Source organism: Actinomadura terrae (genome assembly GCF_022751215.1).
In the GTDB taxonomy this organism is placed as follows: Bacteria; Actinomycetota; Actinomycetes; order Streptosporangiales; family Streptosporangiaceae; genus Spirillospora; species Spirillospora terrae.
On the sequence record NZ_JAICDG010000002.1, the window covers coordinates 1,211,804 to 1,228,335 of the forward strand.

At 69.2% G+C, this 16,532-nt stretch carries 20 protein-coding genes; 10 read left to right on the top strand and 10 right to left on the bottom strand.

Annotated features, from left to right (window positions below):
* The 4 genes from K2F47_RS15415 to K2F47_RS15430 all read left to right on the top strand — a co-directional run bounded on the left by K2F47_RS15415 (window position 1) and on the right by K2F47_RS15430 (window position 2,898).
* Window positions 1-960, top strand: coding sequence for an AAA family ATPase (locus K2F47_RS15415; RefSeq protein WP_242903656.1), 960 nt, complete (start codon window positions 1-3; stop codon window positions 958-960).
* A complete protein-coding gene (locus K2F47_RS15420; RefSeq protein ID WP_242903658.1) occupies window positions 957-2,177 on the top strand; it encodes a DUF58 domain-containing protein in 1,221 nt (406 codons plus the stop codon). The genes K2F47_RS15415 and K2F47_RS15420 overlap by 4 nt, the downstream gene beginning before the upstream one ends.
* On the top strand, window positions 2,174-2,440 hold the full coding sequence (locus K2F47_RS15425) for a hypothetical protein (protein WP_214618047.1): 267 nt from the start codon (window positions 2,174-2,176) through the stop codon (window positions 2,438-2,440). Before K2F47_RS15420 ends, K2F47_RS15425 begins: the two co-directional genes overlap by 4 nt.
* A 176-nt stretch (window positions 2,441-2,616) precedes the next feature.
* Entirely contained in the window at window positions 2,617-2,898 is a 282-nt protein-coding gene (locus K2F47_RS15430) for a hypothetical protein (protein ID WP_242903660.1), read from the top strand.
* Window positions 2,899-2,977: 79 nt separating this feature from the next.
* Here K2F47_RS15430 and K2F47_RS15435 read toward each other — a convergent pair whose 3' ends face one another.
* Complete coding sequence (locus K2F47_RS15435; protein WP_242903662.1) at window positions 2,978-3,484, bottom strand: SRPBCC family protein; 507 nt, start codon at window positions 3,482-3,484, stop codon at window positions 2,978-2,980.
* Window positions 3,481-3,804: an ArsR/SmtB family transcription factor gene (locus K2F47_RS15440; protein WP_242903664.1), complete on the bottom strand. Its 324-nt coding sequence runs from the start codon at window positions 3,802-3,804 to the stop codon at window positions 3,481-3,483. Before K2F47_RS15440 ends, K2F47_RS15435 begins: the two co-directional genes overlap by 4 nt.
* A 924-nt stretch (window positions 3,805-4,728) precedes the next feature.
* On the opposite strand from K2F47_RS15440, the gene K2F47_RS15445 reads away from it, so the two are divergent.
* The 3 genes from K2F47_RS15445 (at window position 4,729) to K2F47_RS15455 (ending at window position 6,133) form a co-directional block, all read left to right on the top strand.
* Window positions 4,729-4,977, top strand: a complete 249-nt coding sequence (locus K2F47_RS15445; RefSeq protein WP_242903666.1) for a hypothetical protein — start codon at window positions 4,729-4,731, stop codon at window positions 4,975-4,977.
* A 413-nt stretch (window positions 4,978-5,390) separates the two neighbouring features.
* Window positions 5,391-5,738 (top strand): MarR family transcriptional regulator, encoded by a 348-nt coding sequence (locus K2F47_RS15450; RefSeq protein ID WP_242903668.1) that lies wholly within the window; start codon window positions 5,391-5,393, stop codon window positions 5,736-5,738.
* Complete coding sequence (locus tag K2F47_RS15455) at window positions 5,735-6,133, top strand: STAS domain-containing protein (protein ID WP_242903669.1); 399 nt, start codon at window positions 5,735-5,737, stop codon at window positions 6,131-6,133. Before K2F47_RS15450 ends, K2F47_RS15455 begins: the two co-directional genes overlap by 4 nt.
* Window positions 6,134-6,351: 218 nt before the next feature.
* On the opposite strand, the gene K2F47_RS15460 is transcribed toward K2F47_RS15455, so the two are convergent.
* The 5 genes from K2F47_RS15460 to K2F47_RS15480 are packed head-to-tail and all read right to left on the bottom strand — an operon-like array spanning window position 6,352 to window position 11,084.
* Window positions 6,352-8,166 carry a PP2C family protein-serine/threonine phosphatase gene (locus K2F47_RS15460; RefSeq protein ID WP_242903671.1) on the bottom strand — a complete coding sequence of 605 codons (1,815 nt, stop codon included), beginning with the start codon at window positions 8,164-8,166 and terminating at the stop codon, window positions 6,352-6,354.
* Window positions 8,163-9,248: an ATP-binding protein gene (locus tag K2F47_RS15465; RefSeq protein WP_242903672.1), complete on the bottom strand. Its 1,086-nt coding sequence runs from the start codon at window positions 9,246-9,248 to the stop codon at window positions 8,163-8,165. Before K2F47_RS15465 ends, K2F47_RS15460 begins: the two co-directional genes overlap by 4 nt.
* A complete protein-coding gene (locus K2F47_RS15470; RefSeq protein ID WP_308198417.1) occupies window positions 9,245-9,793 on the bottom strand; it encodes an ATP-binding protein in 549 nt (182 codons plus the stop codon). The genes K2F47_RS15465 and K2F47_RS15470 overlap by 4 nt, the downstream gene beginning before the upstream one ends.
* Window positions 9,790-10,188, bottom strand: coding sequence for an STAS domain-containing protein (locus tag K2F47_RS15475; RefSeq protein WP_242903674.1), 399 nt, complete (start codon window positions 10,186-10,188; stop codon window positions 9,790-9,792). The genes K2F47_RS15470 and K2F47_RS15475 overlap by 4 nt, the downstream gene beginning before the upstream one ends.
* Window positions 10,189-10,193: 5 nt before the next feature.
* Window positions 10,194-11,084, bottom strand: a complete 891-nt coding sequence (locus K2F47_RS15480; protein WP_242903676.1) for an STAS domain-containing protein — start codon at window positions 11,082-11,084, stop codon at window positions 10,194-10,196.
* Window positions 11,085-11,291: 207 nt separating this feature from the next.
* On the opposite strand from K2F47_RS15480, the gene K2F47_RS15485 reads away from it, so the two are divergent.
* Window positions 11,292-11,732, top strand: coding sequence for a MarR family winged helix-turn-helix transcriptional regulator (locus K2F47_RS15485; protein ID WP_242903678.1), 441 nt, complete (start codon window positions 11,292-11,294; stop codon window positions 11,730-11,732).
* A gap of 432 nt (window positions 11,733-12,164) precedes the next feature.
* Here the strand turns inward: K2F47_RS15485 and K2F47_RS15490 are convergent, their stop codons facing one another.
* Window positions 12,165-12,656: a MarR family winged helix-turn-helix transcriptional regulator gene (locus tag K2F47_RS15490; protein WP_242903680.1), complete on the bottom strand. Its 492-nt coding sequence runs from the start codon at window positions 12,654-12,656 to the stop codon at window positions 12,165-12,167.
* A 104-nt stretch (window positions 12,657-12,760) separates the two neighbouring features.
* Between K2F47_RS15490 and K2F47_RS15495 the strand changes: the two genes are divergently transcribed.
* On the top strand, window positions 12,761-13,930 hold the full coding sequence (locus K2F47_RS15495) for a PP2C family protein-serine/threonine phosphatase (protein WP_242903682.1): 1,170 nt from the start codon (window positions 12,761-12,763) through the stop codon (window positions 13,928-13,930).
* Window positions 13,931-14,236: 306 nt separating this feature from the next.
* Window positions 14,237-14,845, top strand: coding sequence for a hypothetical protein (locus K2F47_RS15500; protein ID WP_242903683.1), 609 nt, complete (start codon window positions 14,237-14,239; stop codon window positions 14,843-14,845).
* A gap of 14 nt (window positions 14,846-14,859) precedes the next feature.
* Here K2F47_RS15500 and K2F47_RS15505 read toward each other — a convergent pair whose 3' ends face one another.
* Window positions 14,860-16,263, bottom strand: a complete 1,404-nt coding sequence (locus tag K2F47_RS15505; RefSeq protein WP_242903685.1) for a tyrosine-type recombinase/integrase — start codon at window positions 16,261-16,263, stop codon at window positions 14,860-14,862.
* Window positions 16,260-16,460, bottom strand: a complete 201-nt coding sequence (locus K2F47_RS15510) for a helix-turn-helix transcriptional regulator (RefSeq protein ID WP_242903686.1) — start codon at window positions 16,458-16,460, stop codon at window positions 16,260-16,262. Before K2F47_RS15510 ends, K2F47_RS15505 begins: the two co-directional genes overlap by 4 nt.
* Window positions 16,461-16,532 lie beyond the last annotated feature (72 nt).

Below are 16,532 nucleotides of genomic sequence, written 5' to 3' on the forward strand. Positions count from 1 at the left end.
ATGAACCCGTTACAGGCAGGGGAGAAGGCGCGGCTGATCCTGGAGGAGGTGGAGCGCGCCGTCGTCGGCAAACGTCCCGTGCTGGAGCAGATCCTCTGCGGGATCCTCGCGGGCGGGCACGTCCTCATCGAGGATCTCCCCGGGCTCGGCAAGACGCTGGTCGCCCGCTCGTTCGCGACGGTCCTCGGGCTCGGCTTCACCCGGATCCAGTTCACCCCCGACCTGCTCCCGGCGGACGTGACGGGTGCGCCCGTCTACGACCCGCGCACCAGTGACTTCGCGTTCCGGCCCGGGCCGGTCTTCACCAACGTCCTGCTCGCCGACGAGATCAACCGCACCCCGCCGAAGACCCAGGCGGCCCTGCTGGAGGCGATGGCCGAGGGCCAGGTGAGCATCGACGGGGTGACGCACCCGCTGCCCAGCCCGTTCGTCGTCCTCGCCACCGACAACCCGATCGAGTACGAGGGCACCTACCCGCTGCCGGAGGCCCAGCTCGACCGGTTCCTGCTGCGCGTTCGCGTCGGCTACCTGCCGCCCGAGGACGAGACCGACCTGCTGCGCCGCCGCCTCACCGGAGGCGGGCTGCCTCCTCGGCTCGAACCCGCGGTGGACGCGGCCGAGATTCTCTCGATGCGCGCCGCCCTCGAACTCGTCGAGGTGGACGACGACCTGCTCGGCTACGTCGTCCGGCTGCTCGCCGCGACCCGCGACCACCCGCAGGTGCTGGTCGGCGCCAGCCCGCGCGGCGGCCTCGGCCTGGTCGGGCTGGCCCGCGCACGCGCGCTCCTCGCCGGCCGCGACTTCGTCGTTCCGGAGGACGTGAAGGGCATCGCCGGTGCCGCGCTCGCGCACCGCGTCAGCGTGCGGCCCGAGCTGTGGGTCCGCCGCGTGACGGGTGACGACCTCCTCGCCGAGATCCTCGGCGAGGTGCCCGCGCCGCGCGCCGAGACCGTCCGGTGAACCGGCACGACCTGGACTGGCGCGCCTCGCCGCACGCCGTCCGGTTGGCGGCGGTCGCGCTCGTCGCGCTCGCCGTGGCCTTGGTCACGGGGGAGGGTGCGGCCCTGATCGTCGCCGTTCCTCCGCTGGTGATGCTGGCCGCGGCCCGCCCTCCGACGGTGTCCACGCTCGACGCGGAGTGGAGACTCAGCACCGAACGGTGCTTCGAGGGCGAGACCGTGGAGCTGCACCTGGTCGTCCGCGCCGTCGGCCGGCTCGACCAGTTCGCCCTCACCCTCGTGCCCGGCCCGGTCAAGCTCCTCGGCCCGGCCACGGTCACCGTGACCGAAGGCTCATGGGCCGAGGCGACCTGGACACTGGCCGTCGACCGCTGGGGCCGCCGCCCCGTCGGCACGATCGAGATCACCTGCCTGGACGCTGGACGCACCCGCCGCGCGAGGCTGTCGTTCCCCGCCGGGGAGCTTGGTGTCTTCCCCGTCCCCAAGCCGTCCCGGACCGGCGTCCGCCCGGCCGATCTGCTCGCTCGCCTCGGCGACCACACCAGCCGCGTGGCCGCCGAAGGCGTCGAGTTCACCGGAATCCGGCCCTACGTCCCGGGCGACCGGCCACGCCGCGTCAACTGGGCGGTCAGCTCCCGGCGCGGTGAGCTGCACGTGAACCAGCAGTCGGCGGAACGGGCCGCCGACGTGGTCGTCCTGCTCGACACGCTCTCCGAGGCCGGAGTCCCCGGCGACACCACGCTCGACCGGGCCGTGCGCGGCGCCGCCGCCGTGGTCCGGGCCCAGCTGCGTCGCGCGGACCGGGTCGGTATCGTCGTCCTCGGCGACCGCATCCGCTGGCTGCGTCCCGACCTGGGCGAACGCCACTTCTACCGGATCGCCGAAGCCGTACTCGACGCCTGGCGCGAACCCGGTTACCGGCGGCCGCACGTCACCCGCATCCCGCCACCCGCGCTGCCGCCCGGCGCCCTCGTCCTGGTGTTCTCGCCGCTGCTCGACCACGACGCGGTCGAGGTGATCCGCAGCCTGCGGGAACGCGGCTTCGAGACCGTCGTCGTGGACGTCCTCCGTGAGGAGCCCCCGCGGCCCGCCGACGACCTGGCGCTGCGGCTCTGGCGGCTGGAACGGGCGGGCCTCGTACGGCGGATGACCGACCTCGGCATCCCCGTCGTCCCCTGGACCGGGCCCGACACCCTGCGGACCGGGGTGCGCCCATGACCACGCTGCTGCTGATCGTGTCGGCCTACGTCGTGGTCGTTGCCCTACTGGCCGGCGAGCTGCGCGCGACCGCCCCCGCCGACCGCCGCGCCTGGCTGCGCCAGCACGCCCCGCTCCTCGCCTGGACGCTCCCGGTCACTGCCGCCGTGACACTCTTCACCCTCGCCGACACCGCGCCCCTGCCCGATCAGGCGGCTTGGGCGGTGATCGTCGCTCCCGTCGCGGCGGCCGCCGCGTTCCTCCTGGCGGTCGGCCGCCGCTGACAAAAGACCGAGCGGGCCCGCAGAGACGGCCGCGGCGAACCATCAAGTAAGCGCTATTCTTTGGATATTCAAACCAAATTCAGAGAAGGTCGTTGTCGCCGCTCGGCAGCGCACCGCTCGCGGGGCAGCAGCGCGGTACCGAGCGGGCCGAGCGTGAGACGCCGTCGACGAATGGTATGTCGGCAAGCCCTACCGGCTGCTCGGCGTGCAGTTTCCCGGTCATCGTCCGGACGTGCGACCGCCCCTACGACGCCCTCGTGCACTGCCGCCGCCGGTGGCGCAGCCTTCAGGAGACACCCCCCGTGCTGCGCTGGGCCGACTGCCGCGCCGAGGACAGCCTCGAACAGCTTTACGCGTCATTCCAGAACTCCGAGCCGCACGCCATGCTGATGGTCGGCTATCCGGTACCGGCCGATGTCGGACTGGGCGGCCTGTTCCTTGAGGTTCACATCGCATGAGGGCGGAGCGAACGCCGGTCTCGGTGGCGGGGCTATCGGGGTCGGGTCAGTCGGCCGGTCGGTTCAAAGCCTCGGCGATCTACTCGGGTGACAACGTCGCCCGCGCGGCCATCGTCGTGGCGAGGCGACCGAGCGTGCCGGTCCAGCCGGCCTCGACGTTGCGGGCGACCTCAGGCAGCGCGGCGGCGAGTCCGTCGAGCCGATCATGCACCAGCGTCAGGTGCGTGCCGTCGCCGACCGCGCGCAGGGTCACGGTCAGCCGGGAGGCCTGGTCGCGCTCGATCTCCCGGGTCGGACCGACGAACCACCAGTCGAGCACAATGCGCTCGTCGGGCACCAGCTCGACGATGCGGCACTCGGGGCCGCCTGCCTGTTCTTGCGGGTCGAGGTGTTCTTGCGGGTCGACGTGCCAGGCGCGCAGGTGCCCGCCGACGCGCTCGTCCACCTCGACGCGCACCGCCTCCCAGCCCGACGGCGCGAACCAACGTCGGAGAATCTCCGGGTCGAGCCACGCGCGGTAGACCTGCGCAGGCGGCGCGGGGATCGTGCGCTCGAGGCGGACCGCCGTGCCGGTGGGGATTGTCATGTCTCCTCCTGATCGGGATTCGATGGGGTGAACAGGTCTTCGAGGGCATCGAGCCGCTCGTTCCAGTACTGCTCGTAGACCCGCAGCCAGGCGATGGCGCTCGCCAGCGGCCCGGGGTCGAGACGACACCAGTGGATGCGCCCGACAACGGTCCGGCGGACCAGCCCGGCCCGTTCGAGGACCTTGACGTGCTTGGAGGCCGCCGCCAGCGACATCGACAGCGGCGCCGCGAGCTCGCTGACGGTGCGCTCCCGGGCGGCGAGCCGGTCGAGCATCGCGCGGCGCGCTGGGTGCGCGAGCGCGCCAAAGACCGTGTCCATCCCAGCGGAATGCTCAACCATAAGGTTGAACATAGAGCGCAGGCCAGTCGATAGTCAACCTTTAGGTTGAGCTTTCTCGGCCTCGGGTTCCTCGCTCGTGATCGACACCGCTGCAACCACCGCGCATGTCATCGCCGTTACCGACGTCCTCGCACGCCCGGGCGCGGGATTCGAGGCGACGGGCGAGGTCCCGCAGCGGCAGAACGGCGCCGTTCCCCGGCTGAGACAGGGCTAGTGGGCAATGGCGCGATCGACACAGCGTTCCTGATGCCGCTTCATGAGCGGTCTCTCCGGCTCGGCGTCCGAGGTGCTCGGGACCGTAAACGCAGAAGCAACTGTGACGTGGCGTCTGCACCACGTAGCCGATGCCGGTGCATACACTGCACGCTCATCGCGAGTGGCGCCCAGTGCACCACTGAAGCGATCCGCCGGACGTCGCCGCCGGCCCCGGGACTGCGCCGGAAGCTCAGCTGAACCCGGGGCTCGATCTTCCCGGACGTCTGAGTATGTGCCACAAGACGCATTGAGGCGCAAAAACGCGTGTGCCAGAGGTAGTGTTCCTCCCCTTTATCAAGGGGAGGATTCCTCACCCTTGCGCGATCATGCTCAGGCGATCACGCGAAGGGTGCGAGCGAGCCTCCGAACGTCCTCGGCGACGATTGCAGGGGGGGTTGAGGAGCATCTCCGACACGATGGACCGGGCGAAGATCGAGAAGGCGAAGGTGTCTCCGGACAACTTGTCGGCCTTGTCCATCAGGTGAACTGCGGCGACGGGGCTTAGGCATCGGCCCTGTTCCTTGCTCCTCGGTGACCTAGACAATCCCAGGCTAAGGTGCAGGGCCGAACCACGTCATGCGTTATGGGTGGGGAAGCAGTACATCACGGGCGGGTCCGATATTCGATTGGTCCCACTCCCAGCGGCATATGGGTCAGACCGGCAATTTAGGGCAGAGGCGAACGCGCGACGCTCACACTGGCAACCTGATCCCGTGCGACTGGGACGCGGCCAGCATCGACACTTACGCCGAGATCGAGCACCAGGTCCAGTTTGAGCATCCGCTGATCCTCGACGTGCGAGTCGCCGCCGAGTACGGCGAGATGGTGCGGACGAACAGCGAGCGAACGGTCGCCTACCTGGCCGAAGCACTGGCGAGTGGGCCGGGCGACCGCTGACCGCCTCCCAGTTCGGGTTCACCGCCGCCGCTCCGGTTCTGGTCGGCACAGATCCCGAGGAGCTGATCACGTCACGAAACGGCGATTTCACGATCAGGGCTTTGATCGTTGGAGCACGTGATCACTCGGAGGCCGTTGCCTGGGTCGCTTTCCCCATCCACAAACGTCGCCCGCGTCATGAATCGTGATCAATGCAAAGGCTGAGTCGCCAGCTGAGACGAAGGTTGCCGGGACGGCCGTCCCGGCCTGCCCGGGAGCGAGATCGTCTGGTGTGCGCAGTGTGCGCAGTGTGCGCAGTGTGCGCAGTTTGCGGAGCTGTCGACGCGGTCGGAGCGAGGCTGCTTCCCCTGCGATCCATTACCTGAAATAATGTTCGCTTGAGTGGCTGGGCGCGTTTCCGGGGAGGTGATCGTGTGGCGTTCTCGAACGGCGCGGGACGAGGTTGGAGCTTCCTGACCAACCACGCCCGGGTGCTGATCGCCATCGCCCGCGATCCGCAGATCCGTATCCGGGATCTGTCGGGCTGCATCGGCATCACCGAACGCACCGCTCAGACGATCGTCAACGACCTGGTCGAGGCGGGTTATCTGGTCCGGGCTCGCGTCGGCCGCTGCAACGCCTACACCGTGCAAGCCGGGCGGCAGTTCCGGCACCCCGCCGCAGTGGGCCGCCGCGTCGAAGCGCTGGTGGGCCTGTTTCTTCGACAGGGCCAGACCCGCCCCGGCGCGCAAGGCCATGCATCCTGCGGCGGTCCCCGGTGAACGCCGAACCTGCCTTGGCCCTCCAGCGGTCGGCTCTGGGGGGCTATGCGCTGGTCGCCGCCACCGGGACGATCGATGCCCGCACCCATCTCCTGCTGGCCGAGTGCCTGAAAGCGGCGATCGCCGAGACCGACTTGGCGGTGATCGTGGATATGGGGGGCGTGGAGTTCTGCGATTCCAGCGGCCTGAGCACCTTCGCCCGCGCCTACCATCGCGCGGAACGCCGCGGCGTCAGCCTGGTCGCCGTTGGGCTGCATGACCGCGTCCGCCGCGTCTTCACCATGACCGCTCTGGATCGAGGCGTCCACCTGCAATCGGATGTGGGAACCGCCGTGCGGTGGCTGGACACCGGTAGCTGCGCCACCGCGACAGGCTCAGGGAAAGCTGTGTCCTAACCCTTAGGCCCGTAAGGGAGCTTCCTCTATTACCCCGGCGCCATACCGCGTCCGGGGCCTTCGCCGTGCTTCTGGCCGCGCGGACTCTGGCCGAGAGCGTTGCGGGGCCTGCTGGAGGCCGAGGCCGCACGTCCATGGTGTTGAAGTGGCTGGACTCTGGCTTCTCGTCCGCCACAGGCGGGCCTTTGGCTATATAGCGACCCTGGGCGACGATGCCGTCATGTGCTGGGTTCTGCCACTGTTTTCGGGGGTTGGTTGGTGTCGTGGGGGGTCAGGGCGATGGGAGGTAGGTGGCAGAGCAGCAGGCAGGTGTCGTCCTCCCGGTTGCTGTCGGTGAGCATGGCGTCCAGGAGTTGGTCGGCGATGGTTTCCAGGTCGCCGGTTGCGGTGGCGAAGGTCCTTGCGAGTCGCTGGGTTCCTTCGTCGAGGGTGTTGTCGCGGCGTTCGATGAGGCCGTCGGTGTACATCAGCAGGGTGCTGCCGGGGAGGAGCCGGGTGTGGTGGGTGGGGTGGGTGATGTCGGCGAAGGGGGCGCCGAGCAAGAGGCCGCGGCCCTTGAGGGTATGCACCTCTCCGTTGCCATCGCGCAGGAGGGGCTGGGGGTGGCCGGCGGTGGCCCAGAGGAGGCGGCCGTCCGGGTGGAGTTGGGCGATCAGGGCCGTGGCGAGGTCGTCGGGTTGCAGATGAATGAGGTGCTGATGCATGTGCGTCAGGACGTCGCCGGCGCTGGGGGTGTTGAGGGCGTAGGCGCGCAGGGTGGTGCGCAGTTGCCCCATGAGGGTGGCGGCGTGCAGGCCGTGTCCGGTGACGTCACCGATGGCGGCGATGGTGTGGCCTTCGGGGTGGTGGAACACGTCGTACCAGTCGCCGCCGACGTTGAGCCCGGCCTCGGCGGGCAAGTAGCGGGCGTGGAAATGCAACTTTTGCGCGGGCGAGAGGTGGGGCGCCTGGGGGGTGGGCGTGGGGGTGGGCAGGTCGGTGAGCATCGCCTGCTGGAGGTGGTGGGCGACATCGTGTTCGTGTTGGTAGCGCTGCGCGTTGTCCAGGGCCACGGCGCTGAGTCGCGACAGTTCGCCGTAGACGGCCACGTCTTCAGGGGTGAAGGCGCCGTGCAGTGGACGGTAGGTGATCACTCCGAGGGCCTGGGCGCGGGAGATCAGCGGTATCGCCAGCAGTTCGTCGGGTGCGGTGGTGACGACCGGGCCGCCGGTGGTCGCCGTTCGTGGTGGATGAGGGGTGGCGTGGTGAGAGATTTTGGAGGTGTGGGCCAACCGGGCGAGGCTGGGCGGTCCCTCTATGGATTGGGCGTCGTGGGGGAGCAGGGCGCAGGGGTCGCGGCCGAGCCAGATGGTCATCTGCGCCAGGTTCTGGACGTCGATGAGGGCGCACAGCCGTCCGAGGATCTGCTGGTCGTCCAGGGAGGCGGAAAGGGTCGCGCCGGCGTGTGCCAGGAACGCCAGGCGTGATCGCGCGGCTTCGGCGGCGGCTCGCGCGTGCCGTTCGGCTTTCAGCAGACGGGCTTGGGTGCGGCCGGCCTCGCGCAGGCGTTCGGTGGCTTGGGAGAGTTCCTGATGCAGTTCCAAAGTGCCTCGGTCGGTGCGCTCCAGTTCCTGGACCAGCCATTCCATGCGGCTGCGCTGCTCCGACAGCAGGTCCAGCAATCGCAGCGCCTGGTCGGCGGGGTCGCTGTGCCGGGCGGCTCCGAGGTCGGCGCGCAGTGCGGGCGAGGGGGCGGGCGGTTCTGGTAGCGGGACGGAGGCCAGTATCTCCTCGGTGGGAGAGTGCCGCCCGGTGGTCAACTGCAACCGCCACCCGCCTGCGGGATCGTCACCGGTATCGGCTTCGGAGACCTTGAGGGCGAGTCCGGTGCCCGGCTGGGGTCGTATCGCTTCGAAGGCGGCGGTCACCAGGTGGACCTGTTCGGCCGCCGGTAGCTGGTAATGCCGGGAGGCGGTCAGCACCATGGCGACCGCTTTGAGCGTCTGCGCCTGGTCGCGCGGTGGGGAAACCCGGAAGACTTCTTGCTTGCTCATCGCGTGTCCTTCTGGGGGAGGGCCACCACGACGGTGGCGTCGTCGGTTCCGCGGTGTGCGTCGCGCCACACGAGCGCGGCCAGGACGGCTGGGTGGTTGCGGTGGACGCCTGGGTAATGGGCCAGGTCGTATCTCCCGATGCCGTCGGTGGTGACCACCAGGACGCCCGGCCGGTTCCAGGGCATCGGCGGGCAGGGGATCGAGCGCCGGAGCGGTCCCGCGCCGACGACGCCCGGCCGTGAGGCGAGCGACCGGTTCCCAGCGGCCGACTGCATCTGGGCCTGGATGTTGCCGATCCCCGCGAACTCCACCAGGGCGTCGGATGAGAGGTGCGCCTCGATGCGCGAGAGCGCGATGGCGGCGCCGCGGGTGTCGCGCAACGGCTGGTCGAGGGCGGCCAGCCGCTGTCGCAGATCCGTCTCGGGTTGCTGGACGATGAGATCGAGGGCCCGGCGGGCGGCGTGAGCGGCGTGCGGGCCGTGGCCCAGTCCGTCCGCCACCGCGATGGTCAGGGCCGAGGCGTCGTCGGGGAGCATGGCGCACCAGCCGTCACCGCTGACGGCTTGATGCGGGTGAGGGGTGAGGACACCGCCGACCTGGATCGACTGGGCTTGCCTGCCTCGATGACCGCTCGGCCCGTTCCCGCCGACCGGTTCGTCTCCACCGTCGGCGGGACGTCGGATCTGTGCGAGCGCGACGGTGCCCTGCCCGGGCAGGCTGTACAGGTCGAACATGGTGGCGGCACGGCGACAGGCCCCCAGCCCCCCGCCCAGGGACCCGGCGGTGGAGAAGCCGTCGGCCATGCAGGCCGTGATGTCGTTGATGCCGGGTCCATCGTCGACCGCGGCCAGCTGCAACGTGCCGGGGACGGGGTCGATGATGTTGATGAGCAGGTGGCCGCCCCGGGCATGGCGGAGCAGATTGGTCGCGAGTTCGGCGGCCACGAGTTCACTGGCCGCGTGTTCGCGCCCGGACAGCCCGGCGGCGTCCGCCGCCCGCGCCGCCAGGTTGCGGACCGTGTGCAGGTCGCTGGGGTCCCGGATCGGTGCCACCTGCCCGGCGGTCATCACAATGCGCGTCACCAGCGCGCCCCGATGCCGCCCTGATCACTGTCGTGGAGGGTGTGGAGGGCGGCGCCGCGGCTCGGGCGGCCCGCACGTGCCCACGAGGCGATGACGACGGTGGTGCCCGAGCCGGGGGTGGTGTGCAGCCGGAAGTCCTCGACCAGGCGGCGGGCCCCGCCCAGGCCGAGTCCGAGGCCACCGCCCGAGGTGTAGCCGGCGGTCATCGCCTGTGCCACGTCGGCGATGCCGGGCCCCTGATCGGTGAACACCAGCCGCACCCCGCGCTCCTCGGCGTCCGTGCCGGCCCGTCGCAGCTCGATGATCTCGACTTGACCGCCGCCTCCATGAACCAGCGTGTTGCGGGCCAGTTCGCTGGCGGCCGTCATGAACTTGGTCTGTTCGATCAGCGACATCCCCGACCGGGCCGAGCGCTCACGCACGACACGGCGCAACTCGACGAGATCGGCGTCCGTGCGTATCTGCCACACCGTGCCGGACCGCATGCCGGACCGGTCTGTCCCCGACTCGGCGGCGCCGCCCTGACCGGGATGCGGGCCGGTCAAACCGCGTCCTGCGGTGCAGGCCCGGCGGAGGGGGGCGGCGAGAGGGCATCAGGGGCCAGGATCCGCAGGGCGTGAGCCAGCGACCGGGCCGTGGCGACGCCCGGAAGGTCCAAGCCCATCTCCACCATGGTCACGGCGACCGCCGGGCTCATCCCCGCCACCACCGTGCGCGCCGACAGCAGCCGCAACGCCTGCGCCGTCTCGGTCACCACCCGCGACAGGTAGGAGTCGAACACCTGGACGCCGGAGATGTCGATGACCACACCGCGGACCCCCCGCACGATGACCTGCGACAGCAGTTCTTCGCGCAGGGCGACGACCACGTTGTCGGTGACCTCGGTTTGGACGCTGGCCAGCAGCACCTGTCCCAGCGGCAGCACGGGAACCCGCTCCATCGGCCTCACCGGTTCCCCGAGGCGCCAAGGTGGGCCAGCGCCCATTCCAGCGCGTCGGCCAGCGACGCCTGGGTGCGGACTTCACCCAGGTCGATGCCGAGTGCGGCGATGGTCTGGGCGATCTGCGGGCGGATGCCGCTGATCACGCACGCCGCGCCCATCAGCCGCACCGCCATGGCGGTGCGCATCAGGTGCTGGGCGACCACCGTGTCGACCATCGGAACGCCCGTGATGTCCAGGATCGCGACGCTGGCCCGCTGCTCGACGATGCCCTCCAGCAGCGTCTCCATCATCACCTGGCTGCGCGCGCTGTCCAGGGTGCCGATGACCGGCACGGCCAGCACCCCGTCCCACAGCCGCAGCACTGGCGTGGCGATCTCCAGCATCTCCTGCCGCTGCCGGGCGATGATCCCGGCGTCCCTGTTCGTCATGGTCTGGGCCAGGACCAGCCGTAGCGTGCCCATCAACTCGGCGGCGGTCACCACCGCCTCGTCGGCGCCGCCTGGCGTGCCCTGCCCGGCATGCACCCCAGTGGGGCCGAACCGGTCACGCACCAGCGCGATCACTGGACGGCGCAGTTCGGCGACCTCCATGTGCACCTGTTCGGCCGAGGTGCCGGCCGCCGCCCGCACCGCGACGATCCGCGCCAGGTCGGGACGCACCCGGTCGAACCCCGGCGCGGCCGGATCGGTGCACCGGCCCGCCGCGGCGACGTCGGCCAAGGCCGCGACCAGCCGGTGCGCGGCCGCGACCGCCTGATCGCGGCTGTCGACGAACACCGTCTGGAACAGCGCCGCATCCGCCCACCGCTGAGCCAACTGTTCCCGCCGGGCTCGCAGGATCTCCGCCACCGCCGTCACAGCCTCCCCGGCCCCCGACACCCCCGGGGAGCTCACGAACGCATCCAGCGGGACAGAGGCGGGCTCAGTGGACATCGCACCGTTGTCGTTCACCGGGTACCTTTCTTATGGGCGTCATTGGGCCGGGCAGCGGCCAAGGGAGACAGGCGCCATGAGCGGACAAGGGAAAGACCCAGCGCACCACAACTGAAACCGGGAGTTCCCGTGTCATCGCGTACCACCCGTGAGCCAATCGACTCTCCGATGGCAGCCCCCCCTGCCGAGGGATCGGAGGCGCAGCAGCTGGCGGAGCTGGGCCGGGCCTTCGTCGCCGTCTGGTTTCAGGCCCAAGAGCACGTGGCAAACCATCTTCCGCCGTCGCAACTGCGCGCTTTGCAGGTCGTCGCCGACAGGCCGGGTATCAGCGTCCGCGAACTGGCCGCGGAACTCGGCGCCATGCCGTCCTCGGTCAGCCGCCTGTGCGACCGGCTGGTCGTCGCCGCACTGCTGGACAGGTCCCCCGCCGACGTCGACCGTCGCCAGGTCACCCTGCGGCCGACCGCCGAAGGCACGCAGCTGCTGCACGACATCACGTTGCAGCGACGCGTCGATCTGGCCAGGGTCCTGGCCCGCATGTCCGCCGAGCAGCGCACCCATCTCCAACAAGGCCTTGCCGCCTTCGCCGCCCACACCGCCGCCCCCTGAAGCCGGTCACGGCACCCTCCCCCAGATCGTTGCCTAACGACATTAATTGTCGCGTGGAACCTACCACGCCAGGCAACCCCGCGGAACATCAACGCCGCGGCGCGCTCCCGGTCCCCAGACCGTTTCAGCAGCGATGAAGGCTCGCCGTACCTAGATTCGACACGCGCGCGGCCCCGGCCGTCCGCGGCTCAAAGAAGCCACTCGCTACGCCTCCGGCGATCGAGGGACCACTGCGTCGCGATCGGGGCGTCGGTACTGCGCAGCGCCTCAGACCTTGCCCGCAGCCCCGGCCCACCATCGAGCAGAGCTCATCGCGGCAGGCTCCTCATCCCATCAATTCAAGGAGAGATTCGTCCGCATGCGGAAAATACGGAGGATCTCCTTCCCTGACCCCTGGCGACCGCGCGGGGCTGGACGCCGGTGACGGAGCGGTCACTCAACCGACCCTCGGTAAGGGCCTTCTGGCATGTCAGAGACTGGGGTAACTTGAAGGGCTGCCTGAAGGTCAGAAAGACCGTGAAGCAGGGCGGTGCGACCGGTAGTCGACATCCGGGCCACGAGCATGGCCAGATCGCGTCGGCGCCGGTGGGCGATCTGGTGGAGGAGTTGCCGCCCGTGATGGGTGAGGGACAAGACCGTCTTGCGGCGGTCGACGGCGTGCGATTCCCTTTCGAGCAACCCGGTGGCCTGGAGGCGGTCACAAAAACGCGTTGCCGACGAGGGGCGGACGGCCAGCAGATCGGCGAGTTCGTTGAGAGTCAGACCCGCGTTTCGCTCGATGGCCCACAAACAGTGGAGTTGCGGGTCCGACACGGACGGTGTGGCGTCCTGGCGGGCCTGGTCCCATACGCGCGTGAGATGGTCAGCCGCGTGCATGACCTCAGCAGGGATGGTGCCTGGTGCGAGACCGTCCAGGCCGATCATGGGTGCTCCCCCCCAACGGCGGTGTCAGTCGTTGACGACCCGACCACTACCCTTCACCGAGAGTCCGACGCACCCCACCTGACAGCAACCGCGGGGGCGGGGCGATGACCACCCTCTCCCGGCCGGCCGAGGTCGAACGCGCGATCAGGTCGGCGCCGGCGCACTCCCTGCCGGAAGCCTTGGAAAAGGCACTGATGGCACAACTCCCGGTCGTGGTGGCCGCTCAACTGCTCCTCGCCGATTACCGCCTCAATGTGCTACTTCCCGTCCAGGACAAACACGGGGCCGAGGCGCTCAGAGTGCACGGCACTCCGGCAGGGCAGGCGTTCGCCTCCCGCCGGCCGGTAGTTCAGCAGAGCACCTTGGCGCAAGAGCCCGCGTGTCAGATCTTCGCCCCCGTCACCGCGCGAGGCGAGCGCCTGGGTGTGCTCAGCGTGCTCACCAAGGCCCCCGACGCCGACCAACTGGTCGATGAGCTGGTCGAGATCGGCGAGCTGGTCGGTGCCGCACTGAAAGTGGCGTGGAACCATACCGACCGCTATGAACGCGTGCGGCGCCGGCAGCGGCTTACCTTGGCCGCGGAAATTCAGTGGCAGTTGCTACCCGGGTATGAAAGCACCTGCAAGGAATTCTCCCTCGCCGGGCACCTCGAACCCGCGTACTCGATCGCCGGCGACAACTTCGACTGGTCCACTGAACAAGACCACCTGACGTTGACCGTGACCAACGGGTCGGGAACCGGCATCCAAGCGGCGCTGCTGACCGCGCTGACCGTGGGAGCGCTTCGCAACTCACGGCGGTCAGGTGAGGATGTGGCCGAGCAGGCCGGCCTCGCCGGCGCCGTGGTCAACGCACGGTATCGCGGCGAGGAGTTCACCGAGACGGTGCTGCTGCGCATTGACCTGGCCGATGGCCGGGTAACGGCCGTCGACGCGGGATCACCCCACATCTTCCGGATGCGCGGGCTGGAAGTGGCGCCGATCGAGTTGGAGCACCAGATGCCACTGGGAATGTTCCCGGACACCGAGTACAAGGCCCAGAGGTTCACACTCGACCCCGGGGACCGTCTGGTGATCGTCAGCGACGGTGTCTACTCCGCCGTCTCGCCGCACGGCGACGGCTTCGGCACCAGGGTGCTGCAACAACAGATCCTCAACAGCCGCCTCCAGGACCCCGCCGAGGTGCCGCTGTCGATCCTCTCCAGCCTCATCGACTACCACGAGGGGCAGGAACTCGTTGACGACGCCGTCGTGCTCTGCCTCGACTGGAAATAGTCAACCAACCATTAGGGCCGACCCGGCGTTCAATCACACCGTCTCAAAAACTCCTCCAGTTGTAAGCTGCTCCAGCCCCGGGCCACGAAACTGGAAACGGGGTCCGGTCTCGTAAGCGTGCAGCAACTATCTTGGGATGGCTTCTGTGAACACACCGGGCAAGGCTGGAATATCGGGCCTATACCCTACGGGTACCTAGCCAACAAATGCCCCCAACCCGTGCTGGCCAGGCGCGCTGAAGGCAAAACCAAAACGCGACTGCTGCCCGATTCATCCAAGGGGCCCACAGTCACGACCATCTTCCAGATGCGGGCGTTGGAACGCCTGGGCTATGAGGACATCGCCGACCGGCTCAACACTGACCTCACCAGCCACCCGTCACCAGAGCCGGCCGACCCGAGCCGCGCGGTCGGCCGGTGGACCGGCTCGGCGGTCCACCGGCAGTCCATCCAGCGACGCTTCATTGAACTGACCACCACTCGACGCGCCAAGCAGGCGGAGGTCGACGGCCTCAACGTTGATGCGCCGCCGGCCGGTGACGATGCCGAGCTTCTGAACCTTCTTCCGAGCCTCCCGCTCCGCCTGGCTGAGCTGCCCGAAGATCTGGAGCGTCAGCTCCATGAGGCCTTCCAACTCCAGATCCGCTACAACCGGACTCGTCATGAGGTCACGATCCGAGTGACGGTGCGAGAGGATACGGTGGAGATGCTCGCGAAAGCCACGGAGAGAGGGTCGGAGATGCAGAAGGAACAGAGCCGAAATCACGGCGGTCTGTTCCCATCTTCTGTGTGCCCCCTGCAGGATTCGAACCTGCGCACACGGCTCCGGAGAGGTCGCGCGAACAAAGCTTTGACCAGCGGGGATACCGCTTCTGGCACGAATTTGTTTCACGGGTGGTCCCTGAGCCGCTGTTGAGGGGCGCCCGGCGGTCACTGGTTCTTCCCTTCTTCGGAGGCGGGCTGACTGCTCAGCACGTCGTTCATCCGTTGGAACCAGACGTCGTCGAAGCCGGCGACGACCTTGGCGTAGATCTTCTGGAGCACTTCGAGGCTGTGGCCCGCCCACTCGGCCACCTGCGGAGCCGGGACGCCCGCGTACAGGCGCCAGGACACGCCTCCGTGGCGGAGGTCGTACGGGCGTCCCAGGACCGGTGAGTCCTGCTCGTCGGGGTCCAGGCCGATTGCGCGGGCGCGCTGCCAGACGCGCCAGTACGTCGAGGGGTGGATGATTCCGCCGTTGACGGAGCGGAAGAGCCGTCCGTCCGGGGCGACGCCGAACCGGCGGATGTGCTCTCGGAGAAGGGCGATCAGCTCGGGCGGGATCGGCACCACGCGGACCTCGCGGCTGCCGCGGCCCTTCAGGCCCCGGTCCTCGTGCACCTGGCCGCTGTCCGTCCACGCCTTGCCGGCGGCGGGTTTGCTGTGGGCCAGGATGAGCTTGCCCCAACCGCTGGGCGGTAGGTGGCAGTCCTTGCGGCACAGGCTGGTGACCTCGGCGGGGCGGAGCATGCCGTAGTACATGCAGCCGAAGAACGCGACGAACCGCGGGCCCTGGGTGCGGCCGACGTAGCTGACCGCGGTGAGCATCTGGCGCATCTGTGCTGGGCTGCCGACCACTCGCGGGTCGACTTCGTCGACGACGCTGTCCCGGGAAGGCGGGTCCCAATCGAGATCCGGGTCGTTGAGTGGGTTGGCGGCCAGCCGCTTCCGAGAGACGGCGTACTTCAGGACGTTGAACAGCACGCGTCGCCGGCGGCTTAGGTAGGACGGCGCGGACGGCTTGCCGTCGAGGTTGGTCGCGCAGGCGTCCAAGACATCGCGCAGTACCGCCAGGTCCGCGAGCGCGGAGATGGAGGGGGACGCCTTGGCGACCCACTTCAGAGCCGCTTCGGCGTCCGGCGGACGGGGGAGGGGCCGCTGCTTGGGGTTGAAGGCCCATCGGCGCAGCGCCGTCCGGAGCGTTTCGGCGTTGGGCTGGCCGCGCTCTCCTGCCGCTAGGGCGGTGGTCACAGTCACCAGGGTCTCCACCATGGAGATCCGGTGATTGGCGGACGCGGCAGGCCACTTTTTGTCGATGTACTCCGTGGCGTGCTGGAACCAGGAGATGTTGTGCAGCGAGCGCAGCTTGGACTGGGGCCAGCCTGTCTTGGTGTCGAAGCCCTCACCGCGACGGGCGGCCTGGAGGAGTCCGGAACGCTCGCTGTCGGCCAAGCCGTCGGTGGTGTACCACTTCGAGAACGGCTCGCCCGCGACCTTCCAACGCACGCCGTAGGGTCGTGGCCGTCCGGCGCGGTACTGAAGCTTGTAGATCCGGACGTCGTAACTGAGGTTCACCTGGAGCCGACCTCCTCCAGCGAGTCGAGCCAGGCGTCGTAGTCGGCGCGGCGAATGCGCAGTTCGCCGTTGGGGAGGCGTTTGCACCTGGGCGTCCGGCCGAGCGCTCGCCATTGCTGCCAGGTCCGGCGCGGGATACCGAGATCGTCGAGGATTTGCTGGACGGTCAGCCAGCCTGAGTTCATGCGACGTGCCATGGTGGGGGTGCTCCTTTCGGTAGGGGCACGCGGTCCCGGCGCTCGATGCTTGGCGGTGTTGGCGCCGGGACC

What these genes read in the sequence shown, in the direction of transcription:
- K2F47_RS15415 (WP_242903656.1), top strand. Translation starts at nt 1, where the DNA reads ATGAACCCGTTACAGGCAGGGGAGAAGGCGCGGCTGATCCTGGAGGAG.
- K2F47_RS15425 (WP_214618047.1), top strand. Translation starts at nt 2,174, where the DNA reads ATGACCACGCTGCTGCTGATCGTGTCGGCCTACGTCGTGGTCGTTGCC.
- K2F47_RS15430 (WP_242903660.1), top strand. Translation starts at nt 2,617, where the DNA reads ATGTCGGCAAGCCCTACCGGCTGCTCGGCGTGCAGTTTCCCGGTCATC.
- K2F47_RS15435 (WP_242903662.1), bottom strand. Translation starts at nt 3,484, where the DNA reads ATGACAATCCCCACCGGCACGGCGGTCCGCCTCGAGCGCACGATCCCC.
- K2F47_RS15440 (WP_242903664.1), bottom strand. Translation starts at nt 3,804, where the DNA reads ATGGACACGGTCTTTGGCGCGCTCGCGCACCCAGCGCGCCGCGCGATG.
- K2F47_RS15445 (WP_242903666.1), top strand. Translation starts at nt 4,729, where the DNA reads ATGGGTCAGACCGGCAATTTAGGGCAGAGGCGAACGCGCGACGCTCAC.
- K2F47_RS15460 (WP_242903671.1), bottom strand. Translation starts at nt 8,166, where the DNA reads ATGAGCAAGCAAGAAGTCTTCCGGGTTTCCCCACCGCGCGACCAGGCG.
- K2F47_RS15475 (WP_242903674.1), bottom strand. Translation starts at nt 10,188, where the DNA reads ATGGAGCGGGTTCCCGTGCTGCCGCTGGGACAGGTGCTGCTGGCCAGC.
- K2F47_RS15485 (WP_242903678.1), top strand. Translation starts at nt 11,292, where the DNA reads ATGGCAGCCCCCCCTGCCGAGGGATCGGAGGCGCAGCAGCTGGCGGAG.
- K2F47_RS15490 (WP_242903680.1), bottom strand. Translation starts at nt 12,656, where the DNA reads ATGATCGGCCTGGACGGTCTCGCACCAGGCACCATCCCTGCTGAGGTC.
- K2F47_RS15495 (WP_242903682.1), top strand. Translation starts at nt 12,761, where the DNA reads ATGACCACCCTCTCCCGGCCGGCCGAGGTCGAACGCGCGATCAGGTCG.
- K2F47_RS15500 (WP_242903683.1), top strand. Translation starts at nt 14,237, where the DNA reads ATGCGGGCGTTGGAACGCCTGGGCTATGAGGACATCGCCGACCGGCTC.
- K2F47_RS15510 (WP_242903686.1), bottom strand. Translation starts at nt 16,460, where the DNA reads ATGGCACGTCGCATGAACTCAGGCTGGCTGACCGTCCAGCAAATCCTC.